This is a genomic window from Maritalea mobilis, assembly GCF_004363175.1.
Taxonomy (GTDB): Bacteria; Pseudomonadota; Alphaproteobacteria; order Rhizobiales; family Devosiaceae; genus Maritalea; species Maritalea mobilis.
Genome location: NZ_SNYR01000001.1, coordinates 596,275 through 611,533 on the forward strand (window position 1 = coordinate 596,275; position 15,259 = coordinate 611,533).

At 49.1% G+C, this 15,259-nt stretch carries 17 protein-coding genes; 1 reads left to right on the forward strand and 16 read right to left on the reverse strand.

Going from position 1 to position 15,259, the window contains the following annotated elements; genetic code table 11:
- Position 1 precedes the first annotated feature (1 nt).
- From rpsS to ATL17_RS02760, 10 genes are all read right to left on the reverse strand, one after another.
- Positions 2-280 (reverse strand): 30S ribosomal protein S19, encoded by a 279-nt coding sequence (gene rpsS, locus ATL17_RS02715; RefSeq protein WP_133571234.1) that lies wholly within the window; start codon positions 278-280, stop codon positions 2-4.
- Positions 281-286: 6 nt separating this feature from the next.
- Complete coding sequence (gene rplB / locus ATL17_RS02720) at positions 287-1,126, reverse strand: 50S ribosomal protein L2 (RefSeq protein ID WP_133571235.1); 840 nt, start codon at positions 1,124-1,126, stop codon at positions 287-289.
- Between the two features lie 17 nt (positions 1,127-1,143).
- Entirely contained in the window at positions 1,144-1,437 is a 294-nt protein-coding gene (locus ATL17_RS02725; RefSeq protein ID WP_133571236.1) for a 50S ribosomal protein L23, read from the reverse strand.
- Positions 1,434-2,054: a 50S ribosomal protein L4 gene (gene rplD, locus ATL17_RS02730; RefSeq protein ID WP_133571237.1), complete on the reverse strand. Its 621-nt coding sequence runs from the start codon at positions 2,052-2,054 to the stop codon at positions 1,434-1,436. The genes ATL17_RS02725 and rplD overlap by 4 nt, the downstream gene beginning before the upstream one ends.
- Complete coding sequence (rplC, locus tag ATL17_RS02735) at positions 2,054-2,761, reverse strand: 50S ribosomal protein L3 (protein WP_133571238.1); 708 nt, start codon at positions 2,759-2,761, stop codon at positions 2,054-2,056. The genes rplD and rplC overlap by 1 nt, the downstream gene beginning before the upstream one ends.
- A gap of 23 nt (positions 2,762-2,784) precedes the next feature.
- Positions 2,785-3,093 carry a 30S ribosomal protein S10 gene (gene rpsJ, locus ATL17_RS02740; protein WP_133571239.1) on the reverse strand — a complete coding sequence of 103 codons (309 nt, stop codon included), beginning with the start codon at positions 3,091-3,093 and terminating at the stop codon, positions 2,785-2,787.
- Between the two features lie 67 nt (positions 3,094-3,160).
- Positions 3,161-4,351 carry an elongation factor Tu gene (gene tuf, locus ATL17_RS02745; protein ID WP_133571240.1) on the reverse strand — a complete coding sequence of 397 codons (1,191 nt, stop codon included), beginning with the start codon at positions 4,349-4,351 and terminating at the stop codon, positions 3,161-3,163.
- A 173-nt stretch (positions 4,352-4,524) separates the two neighbouring features.
- Entirely contained in the window at positions 4,525-5,469 is a 945-nt protein-coding gene (locus ATL17_RS02750; RefSeq protein WP_133571241.1) for a nucleoside hydrolase, read from the reverse strand.
- A gap of 144 nt (positions 5,470-5,613) precedes the next feature.
- Positions 5,614-6,432, reverse strand: coding sequence for an RNase A-like domain-containing protein (locus ATL17_RS02755; protein WP_133571242.1), 819 nt, complete (start codon positions 6,430-6,432; stop codon positions 5,614-5,616).
- 132 nt (positions 6,433-6,564) lie between these two features.
- A complete protein-coding gene (locus ATL17_RS02760) occupies positions 6,565-7,254 on the reverse strand; it encodes a hypothetical protein (protein WP_133571243.1) in 690 nt (229 codons plus the stop codon).
- A gap of 284 nt (positions 7,255-7,538) precedes the next feature.
- Here ATL17_RS02760 and ATL17_RS02765 point away from each other — a divergent pair, with 284 nt between their 5' ends.
- On the forward strand, positions 7,539-8,141 hold the full coding sequence (locus ATL17_RS02765; RefSeq protein WP_133571244.1) for a recombinase family protein: 603 nt from the start codon (positions 7,539-7,541) through the stop codon (positions 8,139-8,141).
- Between the two features lie 4 nt (positions 8,142-8,145).
- Here ATL17_RS02765 and ATL17_RS02770 read toward each other — a convergent pair whose 3' ends face one another.
- The 6 genes from ATL17_RS02770 to ATL17_RS02795 form a co-directional block, all read right to left on the reverse strand.
- On the reverse strand, positions 8,146-8,460 hold the full coding sequence (locus tag ATL17_RS02770) for a TraR/DksA family transcriptional regulator (protein WP_133571245.1): 315 nt from the start codon (positions 8,458-8,460) through the stop codon (positions 8,146-8,148).
- A 77-nt stretch (positions 8,461-8,537) separates the two neighbouring features.
- Positions 8,538-9,929 carry an MATE family efflux transporter gene (locus ATL17_RS02775; RefSeq protein WP_133571246.1) on the reverse strand — a complete coding sequence of 464 codons (1,392 nt, stop codon included), beginning with the start codon at positions 9,927-9,929 and terminating at the stop codon, positions 8,538-8,540.
- Positions 9,926-10,549, reverse strand: a complete 624-nt coding sequence (locus ATL17_RS02780) for a DUF2239 family protein (RefSeq protein ID WP_133571247.1) — start codon at positions 10,547-10,549, stop codon at positions 9,926-9,928. Before ATL17_RS02780 ends, ATL17_RS02775 begins: the two co-directional genes overlap by 4 nt.
- A gap of 129 nt (positions 10,550-10,678) precedes the next feature.
- Positions 10,679-11,689, reverse strand: a complete 1,011-nt coding sequence (locus ATL17_RS02785) for an alpha/beta hydrolase (protein ID WP_133571248.1) — start codon at positions 11,687-11,689, stop codon at positions 10,679-10,681.
- Between the two features lie 75 nt (positions 11,690-11,764).
- Positions 11,765-13,411, reverse strand: a complete 1,647-nt coding sequence (locus ATL17_RS02790) for a GGDEF domain-containing protein (RefSeq protein WP_133571249.1) — start codon at positions 13,409-13,411, stop codon at positions 11,765-11,767.
- Between the two features lie 299 nt (positions 13,412-13,710).
- Entirely contained in the window at positions 13,711-15,168 is a 1,458-nt protein-coding gene (locus tag ATL17_RS02795; RefSeq protein ID WP_133571250.1) for a diguanylate cyclase domain-containing protein, read from the reverse strand.
- Positions 15,169-15,259 lie beyond the last annotated feature (91 nt).

The following is a 15,259-nucleotide window of genomic DNA, read 5'->3' on the forward strand; positions in this document are numbered from 1 at the left end:
GTTATTTCCTCTTCGCCTTTTTGTCGGCGCCGTGGCCATAATAGGTACGAGTTGGTGCAAATTCACCGAACTTGTGACCAATCATTTCCTCAGTTACGAGAACTGGTACGTGCTTCTGGCCGTTGTAAACACCAAAGTTGAGGCCCACAAATTGTGGCAAAATCGTTGAGCGACGGCTCCAGATTTTGATCACTTCGTGACGGCCGGACTCACGGACTTTTTCCGCTTTTTTGATCAGATATCCGTCAACAAACGGACCTTTCCAAACAGAACGTGCCATAGTGACCTACCTGCCCTTTTTCTGATGACGAGAACGAACAATAAATTTGTCCGTCGATTTATTAGAGCGAGTACGCTTGCCCTTAGTTGGCTTACCCCAAGGTGTCACTGGGTGACGACCACCAGAAGTACGCCCTTCACCACCACCGTGTGGGTGATCGATCGGGTTCATGGCAACACCACGAACTTGAGGACGTTTGCCCAACCAACGCTTACGACCAGCTTTACCCAAATTGGTGTTTGAGTGGTCTGCGTTAGACACCGCACCAACAGTTGCCATGCAAGAGCCTGGTACCAAGCGAGTTTCACCTGAGTTCAACCGCAAGATTGCCATGCCTTGGTCACGTCCAACATATTGAACATAAGTACCAGCAGAACGTGCAATCTGACCGCCTTTAAGAGGCTTCATCTCAACGTTGTGCACAATGGTACCCACTGGCATTTTTTCCAATGGCATCGCGTTACCTGGCTTCACGTCAACATTGTTGCGTGAGGCAACCACTTTGTCACCCGCAGCCAAACGCTGTGGCGCCAAAATGTAGGCTTGCTCGCCATCTTCATAATTTACAAGCGCGATGAAAGCTGTGCGGTTTGGATCATATTCCAAACGCTCAACCGTGCCGACTACGTCATATTTACGACGCTTAAAGTCAACAATACGGTAAGCACGCTTAACACCACCGCCCTGACGACGCATAGTGATACGGCCAGAGTTGTTGCGACCGCCCTTGCTTGTCAGACCTTCAGTCAACTTCTTGACTGGACCGCCCTTCCAAAGTTCTGAACGGTCAATACCGATCAGCGCACGTTGGCCTGGCGAGGTTGGATTATATTGCTTCAAAGCCATTTTCTAATCTTTCCTGCCTATAGTCCGGTCGCAATGTCAATTGACTGACCTTCAGCCAATGTCACAATTGCCTTTTTCACGTCTTTGCGCTGACCGATACGGCCGCGGAAACGCTTTTCCTTGCCTTTGCGGACCAATGTGTTGACGGCTTTCACTTTAACAGAGAACAAACCTTCAACCGCTGCCTTGATTTCAGGCTTGGTCGCATCAATCGCAACGTCAAACACAACTTGGTTATGCTCAGACGCATAGGTGGACTTTTCAGTCACAACCGGATTGCGAATAATATCGTATGCTTTCACCATGCTCATGAGAAACGAGCCTCCAAGCTTTCCAAAGCATCTTTGGTCAACACCAATTTGGTGCGACGCAAAATGTCATAAACATTAATGCCTTGTGATGGCAGCACGTCGATGTGACCAATGTTCCGCGCAGCAAGCGCAAAGTTTTGATCCAACTCAGAACCACCAATGATCAATGCATTGTCCCAGCCCAATTCACCAAACGTCTTCTTCAACTGAGCCGTTTTAGCTTCTTTGGCTTCGGCTTTATCCAAAATCACCAAATCGCCTGATTTAGCTTTTGAAGACAAAGCATGCTTAAGGGCCAAGGCGCGTACTTTTTTCGGCAACTCAATCGCGTGTGAGCGAGGAGTAGGACCGAATGCACGACCACCACCACGGAAAATTGGAACCTTACGGTTACCGTGGCGAGCGCCGCCAGAACCTTTTTGGCGAACAAATTTCTTTGTTGTGCCACGGATTTCTGCGCGGTTTTTCACATCGTGCGTACCAGCCATCTTTTTCAGCTGCTGATAACGAACCATGCGGTGCAAAATATCTGCACGAGGCTCAAGACCGAATACGTCTTCTGACAAAGTCACTTTACCAGCAGATTTGCCATCAAGAGAAATAACTGAAAGTTCCATTATTCAGCACTCCCTTCCGCTTGAGCTGCTTCAGCTACTTTGAAAGAACCTGGTGTTGGAGCGTCAGCTGATGCTGGCTTCTTCACCGCATCGCGAACCATAATCCAGCCACCTTTTGAACCTGGTACAGAACCTTGAACCATGATCAAGCCACGCTCTACGTCAACTTTAACCACTTTCAAGTTCTGGGTTGTTGTGCGAACGGCACCAAGATGACCAGCCATCTTTTTGCCTTTAAACACTTTACCAGGATCTTGACACTGACCTGTCGAACCATGCGCACGGTGAGAGATAGAAACACCGTGAGTTGCACGCATACCGCCAAAGTTGTGACGCTTCATGGCACCGGCAAAACCTTTACCGATAGATGTGCCTGATACATCCACAAATTGGCCAACATGGAAGTGATCAGCCAACATTTCGGCGCCAACTTCAATCATGTTGTCTTCGGAAACGCGGAATTCCGCAACTTTCCGTTTTGGTTCAACTTTTGCTACCGCAAAGTGCCCACGGGCTGCTTTGCTCACATTTTTAACTTTGGCTGTACCAGCACCCAATTGTAGGGCTGTATAACCATTTTTGTCCGCCGTCCGCTGAGCGACAACTTGGCAGTTCTGAAGACCAAGAACCGTTACAGGGACATCTCTGCCCTCTTCTGTAAAGATCCGGGTCATGCCCAGCTTCTGTGCGATCACACCTGAACGCATCGGTTTACACCTTTTCTAAAGTTCTAAAGTTTGATCTCGACGTCCACACCGGCCGCCAAGTCCAACTTCATAAGCGCATCCACTGTCTGTGGAGTTGGCTCCACAATGTCCAAAAGACGCTTGTGAGTCCGAATTTCAAATTGCTCGCGGCTCTTCTTATCGATGTGCGGCGAACGGTTGACAGTGTATTTCTCAATTCGTGTAGGCAAAGGGATTGGGCCACGAACCTGAGCGCCTGTGCGCTTGGCTGTGTTCACAATCTCATGCGTTGAGCTATCGAGTACTCGATGATCGAACGCTTTCAGCCGAATACGAATGTTTTGACCATTCATGTCGATGTTTCCCGAAAAAGACGCTGCGGCGCTCTATAAGAACGCCGCAAAGCGCTTGTAAAATTTACTACTCGATGATTTTGGCAACCACGCCGGCGCCCACTGTGCGGCCACCTTCGCGGATAGCGAAGCGCAACTGCTCTTCCATAGCGATCGGCACGATCAACTCAACATTGACCTCAACACGGTCACCAGGCATCACCATTTCTGTACCTTCTGGCAAAGTCACAACGCCAGTCACGTCAGTTGTACGGAAGTAGAACTGTGGACGGTAGTTGGTGAAGAATGGTGTGTGACGACCACCTTCGTCTTTGGTCAAAATGTACGCCTCACCAACAAATTTGGTGTGAGGTGTTACTGAACCTGGCTTACACAAAACCTGACCACGCTCAACTTGCTCACGGTCAACACCACGGATCAACGCACCAATGTTGTCACCTGCTTCACCGCTATCAAGCAGCTTGCGGAACATTTCAACACCAGTAACAGTGGTTTTTTGTGTGTCTTTAATGCCAACGATCTCAACTTCTTCGCCAACATTGATCACGCCACGCTCAACACGACCGGTAACAACTGTACCACGGCCTGAGATTGAGAATACGTCTTCAATTGGCATCAAGAATGGCTGATCTTTTGGACGTGCTGGTGTTGGAACATATTCGTCAACAGCAGCCATCAACTCAAGAATCTTGTTCTTGCCGATTTCGTCGTCACGACCTTCCAAAGCAGCCAAAGCAGAGCCCGCTACAATCGGAATATCGTCGCCTGGGAATTCGTAAGAAGAAAGAAGTTCACGAACTTCCATTTCAACCAATTCCAAAAGCTCTTCGTCGTCAACTTGGTCAACTTTGTTCAAGAAAACAACCAACGCTGGAACACCAACCTGACGGGCCAACAAAATGTGCTCACGTGTCTGTGGCATTGGGCCATCAGCTGCGTTCACAACCAAGATGCCGCCATCCATTTGAGCCGCACCAGTGATCATGTTTTTCACATAGTCAGCGTGGCCTGGGCAATCAACGTGTGCGTAGTGACGGTTTTCTGTCTCATACTCAACGTGTGCTGTTGAAATGGTGATACCACGGGCTTTTTCTTCAGGTGCCTTATCGATCTCATCAAAGGCTGTGCCTTTACCACCAGTCGCCTCTGACAATACTTTCGTAATCGCCGCGGTCAATGTGGTCTTACCATGGTCAACGTGACCAATAGTCCCAATGTTTACGTGCGGTTTCGTCCGCTCAAACTTTTCCTTCGCCATGCGTATAATCTCCGTTCGCTTAGCATCCGGCTAATTATTTAAACACGGGACAGGCCCCTGCCGGAATTCGTTGCGTCTATTAACCCAAATTTTGCAAAGACAAAAGCCCTAATTTACAACTTATTCATTGCTAAGTGGCATTCCGCCAACTTTGCTTGATTTTAAAGAGTTTTTTACTTGTAACGACCAATCCGCTCGATCAAAAAGTCGAAGAATTGATCGCGGTCCACATCATAGGCCCATTGGGCGTTCGCGTCCTTGCCGGTTACCCCCCAAAAGTCAACGGCCGTATGGCCTCGCGTCAACTCGCTTTGGGTTTCAATTGCGATGTGACACGCCTTCAATTTAAACAGTTCTGGCTTCAGCATCCAAGCAACGGTGCACGGGTCATGTAATGGCCCGCCCTCCGCGCTATACTTTGCTGCATCATATTGGCCGAAAAATTCGAGCATGCCGGCACAAGATTTTGCAACTTCGCTGCCCAAAGCATTAAGCCGATCAACAATTTCAGGGCTGGTCATCACTTTATGGGTCACATCCAAACCGAACATGACGATGGGCCGACCGCATTTCATCACAATATCAGCCGCATGGGGATCAACATAAATGTTAAACTCTGCCGATGGCGTAACATTACCCGCCTCAAAGGACGCGCCACCCATAATAGCAATCTGCTTGATTTTGGCTGCAATATCAGGCGCCTTCTTCAACGCCATGGCCAAGTTGGTCATCGGCCCGGTGATCACCATCTCCACGCTGTCGTCTTGGGCATCCCGCAGTGTATCAATGATAAAATCGACACCATGTTTGCTCCGTTCAGGCAGGCTCGGCTCGAAAAACGCAATGCCATCAATGCCTGTCTCACCGTGTACATATTCGGCTGTAAACAAAGGCTCAACCATTGGCCCCAAACAACCAGCAAACACCGGCACATCTTTGCGGCCAGCCATTTCAACCAAGATGCGGCAGTTAACTTCCGTGCGTGCCAATGGCACGTTGCCGCCAACAGCGACAACTCCGAGCACATTAAGTTCCGGCGCATTCAGCGCCAGAAACAGCATCAAAGCATCGTCTTGGCCGGGATCACAATCGATAATTACAGGGCGTTTATTTGTCATAATTCATTCTCCATTGCCCCGGAACATGCGCGGCGATGAATGTATGGTCAAGCCACATTTTCACTCTCCCCCAGCAAAGACAAACAGCAAATGGGCGATCAACCTAATGAAGCTGACCGCCTACTTTTTTAGCCACTTAGCTATTTACTCAGCCATCTTCTCCACGGCTGCGCCAAGCTCGTTCAACACATAGGCAAGCCACCGCTCGGCCCCATCTGCTGTATCAAACCGACGGTTAGCCCAATCGGCAATCAACTTCGGATCTCGCTTGGGATCTGCCAAAAAGGCGGTGCCCTGTGCCAAAACAAGCTGATGCGCATCGATGGTGACGTGGGACAATGCAGATTTCGCCGCAACATCATCCGCCGCGCCTGCAACATCGCTGTCAGCAAATTGGCCTGCCAAATATCCTGCCAAAGCAGCATATTTTTCAGTTGCTTCTGCAGTCATTTCAACCTCGTTTGCAGTCAACTTTGTTGAACCCAGTGCGGGCATTGTTGGAAATGAGGTTAGAAGAAAACAACCACCATGACCATCAGCTTCAATCACTGTGCGAAAACGATCTGAATTGACAATGTTGTTTAAACTGGCAGGCCGATAGGCAACACGCCCAACAATGGCTGCCGCAACAAAATTATCAACACGTCGCTCACCGTGATTTGCATTGTTGGCCCAATTATTGACGGCAACACGCACTCCGGCCAACCCAGTAGTAATGGCCAATTCCGCAGTTTGCTGATCAGTGTAGGTACTCGCATTTTGGATATTGGGCGAGTTGTTCAACCGATTAACCAATTGCGCGTCAGCGAGACCAACGTGCCGGGCAATCGTATGCCCGCCCGCTAGCTCTTGTGCATTCAACCAACCCACGCCAAATGGGTTTGGCAAACATTGCGCCTGCGCCATGGGCACAAGCAGAGCGAGCATCAAAATGCTCAATTTCAATCGCATGAAATATTTCATATTTCTTTCCTTTATGTTTGGGGAGAAAGCGGGGTGTGCGCCACGCGCACCCCGCCCTGCACAGCAATCGCATCGCGTTAGATCAGGGGAGGAATCTAACTTTCAGATGCCGATCTGCCGTTGCGTCTCGTGCTATGCTTGTTGGAACAAATTCTGCTCAGTGAAATTCAACGTGATGTCAGTAACGCCATCAAATTCCACCTTGTAAGCGTGCGATGTTTCCTCAATATCGATCACATCGCCTTCGCTATATTTGGCGGACATGATGTAATATTCAGGATGCGGCGTGAACACATAATCAATGTTCGGCAGCAACTGCACCGACACAGCAGGCTTACGGTTCATTGCAATGCCCAATGCCAAATCCATTTGGGCAGAACTTGCTGCCGCATTTGTTGGAATTTTGTCATCAGAATTGGCTGCAATGATGCCCGAAGTGGTGTTGCCCGGCACACCATCAAAATAAGGCGCACCATTGGGGAATGTCCCGTCATAGCTCACATTCACGAGGTTGGTGTCATCCACCTTCACCGGAATTTGCGTTGCCGTTTGGAACTTGCGCGGGCTGGCGCTTGAACCTTCTTGCTGCAAATAACCAGCATTGATCGAATAATCGATAAACCAGGTAAAACGTGATTTGCTCGGGTTGCTCGCGCTACCACCAGCAGCTGAACCCACAATCCAAGCAAGGGAAATCGGATCAGTTGATGGCTTAGACGTCACCGGCATTTTTTGAAACAACACAAATGTTTGCAAAAGCGAATTTTGGTTGTTCACATTCAACGTATATTGAGTGCCGAGAGAGGTAGGATCATTAGACATAATAGTCTCCTAAAAGGTTGCCGCTTCAGTGTGGGCCGACCATCGACTCACTGTTCTAAAGCGTTCCTTTTCGCGACATTTCCAACAGCCCGGAGATCCTAGGGAAAGCATCAAATTCGTCCATATCTCTCCCTCAATCTCCCCGAAAATTAGATAAAATTGATAGGAAAATATTCTTATTCGCCGCTTGACTTTAATTTGCGCTCATGGTTTAAAAGGGAACCTTTTTAGAACAAAACAAGAACATATTTCTTCAAAAATTTTATACTTAACGGGAGGGCACTATGCTGCTTGGCTATGCACGCGTTTCAACCGGAGAGCAAAATGTGGAGCTGCAAATTTCAGCACTTAAAAACATTGGTTGTGATCGTATTTTTCTAGATCAAGGCATCTCTGGCGCTAAGATTTCTCGCCCTTCCCTCGACCAAATGTTGAATGGATTACATCGCGGCGACAAAGTTGTTGTCTGGCGTCTAGATCGCCTTTCCCGCTCACTTTCAGACCTGTTGCGCATTGTCAAAGAGTTGGACGAAATGGGCGCCGGATTTCAATCGTTATCAGAACAAATTGATACATCAACACCAGCAGGCACACTGATGTTTCACATGCTGGGGGCGCTGGCAGAGTTTGAGCGCGCCCTGATATCAGAACGCACAAAGGCGGGCATGCGTGTTGCCCATATGCGGGGAAAAACACTTGGCCGCCCCCCTTCTCTAACGCCTACTCAAATCGCACTGATGCAACAATTGGTTAGCGAGGGACAACCTATGCATAAAATTGCTCAGCAATTCGGGGTGAGCCGTTCAACAATTTACCGCGCGATTGCAAAGCATCACGCGGCAAATGAGAATTACGCCAACAAAACTGGCGGTATTTTTGATCGTTAGTGACTTACATGCAGTTTTTGCATTTTGTGGCGTAAGGAATAACGCTTAGGCGTTCATCCGAAATATCATCACCACATTCAACGCAAACGCCAAAAGTACCATTTTCAATGCGGGTCAAGGCATGCTCGATTTGCTCCAACTCGGCTTTGCCCGCATTGCCTAAGCCTTCCAGCATCTCATCATCTTCGCGTTCAACAGCACGCTCACTTGTGTCTGGATTAGGCTCATCGTCCAATTGGTCTTCAATATTGTGCAACCGGACATCCAATTCTTTTTGCCGGTCCAACAAACGTTGTTTGTAGATCTCAATATCTCGCATAGATCACCTCTTATTTGGTTCACTATTATATTGCATCAAACGACTTGCGCCAAATTGATCTGGCGCAAGTCAAACATTTATCGGGCGGCAATCGGCAAAAACATGCCAAACCGGTATCCGCGATTGCGTTGCACAGAGTACAGCACGGCCAAAGTGAGTATGAACATCAAAACATCACCCACTGGAGATGCAACCCAAACGCCCCATTCGCCCATAAAACGCGGCATAATCAGCAACAACGGCAAGCCAAACAAATAATTGCGTGAAAGGCTCAATATCGCCGCGCGTTTCGCATCACCAATCGCTTGGAAATAGCCGGATAACACATTGATTGGTGCGCCGATGAAATAGAACATCACCAAAATCGGCAAAATCCGCGCCACTTGGGCAATCATCGCCGCATCATCAACAAACACATCAGCAATGGCAGAGGCCTGTGTGATGAAAATGATTTCGAGCACCAGCGCATAGAAAAAGGCAACTGATAGCGCCACGCGAATGCTTGTGTTCACCCGCAACGGCAATTGCCCACCATAATTATTGCCAACGATAGACTGAAAAGCCATGGACACGCCCAATAAAGGCATGAAGGAGAAGGTCATCAACCGAGTGATAATCCCGTACGCACCAACCATTTCCTCATAATTATTGGCGTCCACCACTTTCAGCATAGCAACCACTGCCCCAGCAACCAACGAGATGGATAGATAATTCAGGCTGAGCGGTGCGCCCAACGCCAAATTTTCTTTAGCCAAATCCATAAAGGTTGCGCGTGGCGGAATGTTAAAGCCGAGCTTTGAGTTGCCGCGCATGCGATACCCCATCAACAAGGCCAAGGCCAACAATTGCGCTGCAACAGTGCCCCAGGCAGAGCCAGCAACACCCCAGTCCAAAATACCGATAAAGACATAGTTGAACCCGATATTGAACAGCGTAACGCCAGTGGACATGATCGCCATTGCCGCCATTTTACCCTCACTGCGAAGGGCATCAAATTGCACCGATAGAATAAACATCAAAGGCGATGTGAACATGAGAATGGACATATAGGTCCACGCCATGCGAGCAAGTTCATCATTGCCTTCGGTGACCCATGCCACAAGCTGCGCGCCACCGAAAATGAAGAACACCATTAAAATGGCGGCAAGGCCAACACCGAGCAGATTTGCCACGGCAAAGCTTTGCGCGGCACCATGCAAATCATGGGCACCAAATCGGCGCGCCACGATCGACGCGAAACCATTGGAGATCATATTGCTCAACGCAATGATCAACATTTGCACCGGGAACATCATGGTCACAGCGGTGAGCGCCGCCGCGCCCACATAGACGCCAAGAAAATAGGCATCCACAAGATTGAACAGGCCATTCACCGCCATAATCATTACAATCGGCGCGGCAGTTGAGAGAAACAACTTGCCCATCGGCTCAGTCAAATATTTATTATCTTCAACAGCTTGCGCAGTCATTTGGAATCACTTTCTTCTGTAGAAGGCGCCAAAGACGGGTCGAACACCACCGCAGAAATCTGCATAATGTGTTCACGCAAGCCTTTGGGCCAATCAGCAATAATATTGACAAATTCATCTTCTTCCGCGGCGAACAGCGCGCGAATTGCATCTTCATAATTGGGCATGTCACCAGCGACAGCGGTCATCAAACGATAGGTGGATTGCTGCGCACTACGCTGTGCTGCCATCGGGTCAGCAGCCTTCATCGCTTCACCAACAAGTCGGCGCAACGTCACAGACGCCCCGCCGCGTTGCTGCGTCAGCCATTCCCAATGTTTCGGCAATAAGGTCACTTCCTTGCTCACCACGCCAAGCTTAGGCCGCCCCGGCTTTTTCACCTTGGCTTTTGGTGGCAATGGCTTTTTCTGTTGCTCCAAGCGCGCATACACATCTTCCATGCTACCGCGAAGATCCACCTCAATTGGACGAGACTCCTTATGATCAAAGATCAAGATCATATCGTTGGGGTTCTCGTCATGATGACGCTTCACCTCGTGCACCACTTCTGCAAACGGCCCACTGGCAACCAAGTGCGATCCAACAAAGGCCGCACATGGCAGATCAGGCGAATAATACATTTCAAATTCCTTTCGTTGGCGCAGTTTTTACCCGGGTAATTTTAAAGAGTCAATATTACCCGGGTAAAATTTTAAAATGCAAAAAAGAAGGCCGCAAATGCGGCCTTCAATTCAAAAACATACGTAATTTTAGCTATTTAGCGCTTTGACCAGTTTGGGCAATGAATGATCATAACGATAATCCAGCGAAAAATGATCATCCGGAAATTCTTCATATCCATGTTCAATGCCGCGTGCTTCAAGCTGCTTATGCATCTGCCGTGCCGTATAAACCATATTGAACCGATCCCGGTCTCCAGACTCAATCCAAAGCATTTTGAGCTTCTTCAGATTGTCTCCATATTGATCGAGCATCACCAGCGGATCATAAGCCTTCCACGCCGCCCACTTGGCCTCATCTAGTTCGCATGTGTGCAAATCAACCGGCAAGCTCACCCCGCAATAAGCGGCTGGGTCAGGATTATAGCTTGCGCCCATCGCCAACAGCATCAGCGCGTGAATATCATCCGATTTGTAATGCGGACCTTTCTCAAAATTCTTCAGAAACGTCTCAAAGTTCATATCATGCGGTGCCAGCGCCCGCAGTGCTTTCGGCATATCGGGCAAATAAACCCAATCAAACCCCATATCTGCGGAATAGACACCTGCAGCAGACCAGACATCGGGATATTTCATGGCATGATACATCGCGCCATAGCCACCTGATGAACGACCAAACAGGCCGCGGCGGCCCTCACCGCCACAACCAAATTTTCCCTCAATGGCCGGCAACATATCTTCGATCAAAAAATCTTCCCAGCGGCCCAAAGCTTTGGAATTGACATATTGATTGCCACCCAGCCCAGTAAAGCCATCAGGCATAGCCACAACGACGGGTGGCAATATGCCCTCTGCAATCAACCGATCCAATCGATGGGGCAAACTTTCACCAAAATTGCGCCAATTGGCATGGGCCAAGCCACTGCCAGTAAAACCGGCTAAATCCACCAAGAGCGGCAAGTCTTTTCCATCATGTCCATATGGCACATACACCAGCACATCCCGATGATCTGCATCACCAATCATATTCTCCGCCAAAGCAGCAGACTGGATGTTCAGGCGAAAAAATTGACCGTCAGGTGTTGTTTTATTGTAGGGCATAAAAAAACCTTGGATTAGAGGATCATTGCGACGATCCTACCGATCCAAGGTCAAACTTCAACCAAGCGCTGGCTGTTAGCTCACAATTTTCAAAGTTTGCTTTGATCGCTCCATAGCTGAGATGCTGGTTACCACGCGGTTCCGGCCTTTGGCCTTAGCATAAAACAACCTATTATCTGCCTTCGCAAACACTTCTGCTGGCGTTAGACCCGCTGTGGCATGGGCGACGCCAATGCTGGCCGTCATTTCCAACCCCTGCGCCAGGCTAGACCATTCAAACTGTTCAATCGAACCGCGCAACCGCTCGCAAACATTGTAGATCTGCGCCGGAGTGGATCCGTTGAGGATCAAGGCAAATTCCTCGCCACCAATCCGGCAAATCAAATCTGTCGCCCGGCAACCATTGACCAAACACTTTGCCACCTGCCGCAACACATCATCGCCAAGCACATGAGAAAACGCGTCATTGACCGCTTTGAAGTGGTCCAAATCAACCACAGCAATCGCATATTTCGTATTGGGTTGATTTTTCAGCATTTCCATATGCTGATCAAATGCGCGGCGGTTGGCCAAACCAGTCAGCGGATCAGTCAACGCTTCTTCTTTGAGCCGTTCCATATTGCTCGAAGCATCTTGCAGCAGATTCTTCACCCGCTCCATTTCGCGGTTCAATTCGTCAACTTTGCCCTGCCAATGGCCTTTTTCAACCGAACGTTTACGGAATTCATTGTGGAATTTCTTTTGCATCTCAAGCGCAGATTTATAATCACCCGCTGCTTCATAGGCATTGCCCAACCGCCGAACAGCGTTGGCATAATTGTCTGCTGATGAAATATCCTTAGCCACCTCGATGGCCCGTTTGCCAGCCTCTAGCGCCGCCTCAACATTGCCGCGCTTCAACTCAAAATCACTTACAGTGTAATGCAAATGCACCCAGTTGCCCGGCGTTGCGATTTCTTCAAGGCTATACCAGTGTTCAATCCACTTTTCGCCTTCTTCAAACCGACCAAACTCAGCCATAAACTCTGCAAGGTTGGCCGCACCAACCATTTCAACCCGTTTATTGCCAAACTGCTTTGCCAGCTCAATCGCGTGCTCAGTCTGCTCTGAACCCTTTTGCATATAAGCGCGGTGGGCCTCTTTATCACCCTGCTCCAGTTTTGCTTCACCAATACGGGTGTTCAACAGCCCCAAATGCATCATCAATGTGGCATAGACGCGCTTTAGATCGTATCGATCAGCAATCATCATTGCTTCGTCCAGCATCTTCGCTGCGGCATCAAAATTGTCGGCAAAGATCATCGCAATGGCTTGAAGGTCCATTGCCTTGAGCAAAACGTCAGCTTGATCTGGGCTGGTCGCCATGGAAATGGCGCGAGAAGCTTCTTGATAGCTCTCAGAATCCAACCCCATTTCAATCAGCACATTGGCATAAACCGCCCGCGCGCGCGCTTCGCGCACCTGGTCGCCGCGTTTTACAACGCGCTGCAAAATGCGCTGCACATATTCGATTGCTTCCTCAGAACGGCCAAGCCAGCCTAGCGCCATCGAACATTGAATGCCCGCATCACAAAATGCATCCTCATGCGCACCGTCGGCTGCCATAGCAAAAGCCTGCTGCGCCAAACGCAACGCATTCTTAAAATCGCCAGTTTGGCCATACTCGAGCGCTTCCTCGAGTATTTTTTCGATTTCAGCTTGAGTTGTGGTTTCTGCACTCATGCGACACTACTCCAAATTCACTCCCACAAGTGTATCGCATGTCAATAAACAACTGCTTAAAATACACCCATTGGCCCGGTTGCTTATCCGCGCTTGTTTATTTTTGCCTCGGAGAAGTAAGCCAAGTTTGTCCATGATTAGTGAAGCCAATTGTTAAAAATAGAGATACTGCAAAGACGCGCCGATTTATTTCATATAAAACAATTACTTGCCAGTTATGCACAGACGCAGCTAAAAGCCGCGTTGAGCAAATTCAGCAACACCAAAAATTAACCCAAAGCTAAATCAGTTTGTGTCGGCTAAGCCGTAGCCGCATCTTCCGCAGGTTTTGCAGCGGCCTGACAAGCCTGTCCTCGCCCGCTGGTTTTAGCGCGATAAAGCGCTTCATCTGCGCTGCGGATCACGGTCTTAGCCGTCATCGCATCATCAGGCCACCATGCGACACCAATGCTGGCGCCCACTGCGGCCCGGCCATTGTCGAAAATCACATCTTCACAAACACTATCGATCAGCGTGTCGCACAACATCATCACGCTCGCCTCATCCAGGCCATCGCGCAACAATATGATAAATTCATCGCCGCCCACGCGCGCGGCCATGCCTTTATCGCCAATGGTATCGGCAATGCGTTGCGCCACTGTGCGGATAACCGCGTCACCAGCTTGGTGGCCATAGGTATCGTTCACCGCTTTGAACTTATCCAAGTCCATGCACAAAATAGCGCAGCGATCCAAAGCGCCCTCTGCAATGATCTCATCCAAAGCGTTGTCGAACTGCAATCGGTTTGGCAAACCCGTCAGCGCATCATGCTGGGCGAGAAAGCGGTTCTTCTCCTCACTCTTTTGCACCTGATGCGCCACCCGGCCATATAGCAAGGCAATCAAACCAAAACCCAAAGCAATCGCCCCAAAGATCGTCAGCAGAACAGGCAAAACCTGTGTCCAAATGGTTTGCGAAGGCTGCGCAACTGACCATGTTGCCGACATTGGCACATCCGCTGTGCCGCCAACATGCAACATGGTGGCACCCGCCGGAGCTTGGCCTGTGGGCTGAATTTTAAAGTCTTTCAGCCCCAACTGTTCAGAAATTGCCGCAAACAACTCCTCATCTAATGAGTGGAATGTAAGCAACATCTTCGGGTTGCCATCAGGAATCGACAATTCAAAATCGGGCACAATAGCTTGCACCACAACAATGCCAACCTCCCCTTCAACAATACGGAAGTCTGCAGAATAGAGCGGGGTTTGATCGTAAACAGGATCACCAAATGTCGCAAAGCCATTGCCACGCACTTTGCGCGCAGCGAAATATTTCGCCTTTGCGATTTCAACAAGATCTCGTTGCGTCGCCACAAAGGTTTGCGCATCCCGTGCATCAAACTGCTCGCCTTCAAAAAGCGAAATCTCTGGCTCGCCATTTTCGTCAATCACTGCGGCATGGGGAACATAATTGTCTTCCCAAAACCACTCACCCATTTCAAATTCGACAAATTCAGGGTCAGGATTGTCGCTATAAAGCTCTGCAACCGCCTCGTCCCAATAAGAAACCTCCGACTGAATGGAGGCACTTTGTTGAATTTGCAGCACAACCTCATTGCGCACCAAATGGCTCTCGCCTTCCCACTGCACATTGTTGGCCACATTCCCGGCAACCTGCAAAATATAGAAGTTGGAAAAAGCAAACGCCAAGATGATCAAAGCACTGATGACATAAATGCCAACCGCTAGATTAAATTTCTGCATCAATTTACTGAACATAGCTCGCCCCACCCCCAATTTCGCGAACTATAAACGCTCATTATTGAAGGTTTGGCTAAACAGCTTGGTTGTTAAAGGCTTAATATTAGCT

Coding starts and splice junctions, on each gene's coding strand:
- ATL17_RS02770 (WP_133571245.1), bottom strand. CDS start 8,460: ATGCGAGATATTGAGATCTACAAACAACGTTTGTTGGACCGGCAAAAA.
- rpsS (WP_133571234.1), bottom strand. CDS start 280: ATGGCACGTTCTGTTTGGAAAGGTCCGTTTGTTGACGGATATCTGATC.
- ATL17_RS02765 (WP_133571244.1), top strand. CDS start 7,539: ATGCTGCTTGGCTATGCACGCGTTTCAACCGGAGAGCAAAATGTGGAG.
- rplC (WP_133571238.1), bottom strand. CDS start 2,761: ATGCGTTCAGGTGTGATCGCACAGAAGCTGGGCATGACCCGGATCTTT.
- ATL17_RS02760 (WP_133571243.1), bottom strand. CDS start 7,254: ATGTCTAATGATCCTACCTCTCTCGGCACTCAATATACGTTGAATGTG.
- rplB (WP_133571235.1), bottom strand. CDS start 1,126: ATGGCTTTGAAGCAATATAATCCAACCTCGCCAGGCCAACGTGCGCTG.
- ATL17_RS02755 (WP_133571242.1), bottom strand. CDS start 6,432: ATGAAATATTTCATGCGATTGAAATTGAGCATTTTGATGCTCGCTCTG.
- ATL17_RS02780 (WP_133571247.1), bottom strand. CDS start 10,549: ATGTATTATTCGCCTGATCTGCCATGTGCGGCCTTTGTTGGATCGCAC.
- ATL17_RS02785 (WP_133571248.1), bottom strand. CDS start 11,689: ATGCCCTACAATAAAACAACACCTGACGGTCAATTTTTTCGCCTGAAC.
- ATL17_RS02795 (WP_133571250.1), bottom strand. CDS start 15,168: ATGTTCAGTAAATTGATGCAGAAATTTAATCTAGCGGTTGGCATTTAT.
- ATL17_RS02750 (WP_133571241.1), bottom strand. CDS start 5,469: ATGACAAATAAACGCCCTGTAATTATCGATTGTGATCCCGGCCAAGAC.
- ATL17_RS02725 (WP_133571236.1), bottom strand. CDS start 1,437: ATGAGCATGGTGAAAGCATACGATATTATTCGCAATCCGGTTGTGACT.
- rplD (WP_133571237.1), bottom strand. CDS start 2,054: ATGGAACTTTCAGTTATTTCTCTTGATGGCAAATCTGCTGGTAAAGTG.
- ATL17_RS02790 (WP_133571249.1), bottom strand. CDS start 13,411: ATGAGTGCAGAAACCACAACTCAAGCTGAAATCGAAAAAATACTCGAG.
- tuf (WP_133571240.1), bottom strand. CDS start 4,351: ATGGCGAAGGAAAAGTTTGAGCGGACGAAACCGCACGTAAACATTGGG.
- rpsJ (WP_133571239.1), bottom strand. CDS start 3,093: ATGAATGGTCAAAACATTCGTATTCGGCTGAAAGCGTTCGATCATCGA.
- ATL17_RS02775 (WP_133571246.1), bottom strand. CDS start 9,929: ATGACTGCGCAAGCTGTTGAAGATAATAAATATTTGACTGAGCCGATG.